Source organism: Rhodobacter sp. P2_H5, from assembly GCF_056403335.1.
In genome coordinates this window covers 1-550 of record NZ_JBFUFS010000148.1, presented here as the reverse complement: position 1 = coordinate 550, position 550 = coordinate 1, and the positions used below count along the sequence as shown (strand labels likewise).

Annotated in this window: 1 protein-coding gene; it reads left to right on the top strand. The window is 60.9% G+C overall.

Features of this window, described 5'->3' with window-relative positions; genetic code table 11:
* Positions 1–108 precede the first annotated feature (108 nt).
* A partial coding sequence (locus AC1DVR_RS24025) for a hypothetical protein (protein WP_478003129.1) occupies positions 109–550 on the top strand: 442 nt, incomplete at its 3' end.

Sequence of the window (550 nt, the reverse complement as noted above, 5' to 3'; positions counted from 1 at the left end):
GAATTCACTCGACAGCCGTTACCAGACTTTCGGTTTCGTCCCTATGGCCGATGTCGAGGCCGTGGGTCTGCCTTTCCCGGGATTTCCCTCTTGGCAGGAGGTGGCAGCATGGCTTGGGCAAGAGTCGTGACGCTGAGCCTTGCCATCGGACTTGGTACTGCGGCCCCGTCGTCCGCACGTGATCTCGGCAACTTCGGCGAGGTCTTCCCGATTGCCGAACCCGATCTTCTGGCCCTGATCAAGGCGAAGATCAGCGCCATGATTGCCGATGGCGGGATGGAGCGATTGACCGCCGAGATGCAGGGTAAGGCGCAGACCTATGCCAACCGCCCCAAAGGTCTGGCCTTGCCGAGGGCAACCGAAAACCGCAGTTTCAGCCTCGATCTGTCGATCCGGGTTGACCACGATCTGGCCGATCAGAACGGCGTGGTCTTTGCGGCGGCAGGCACGGTGGTGAACCCATTGGCCTGGTCGGGGTTTGACAAGACGATCCTTTTCATCGACGGCGACGACCCGGATCAAGTGGCCTGGGCCGTGAGCCAAGGAAATG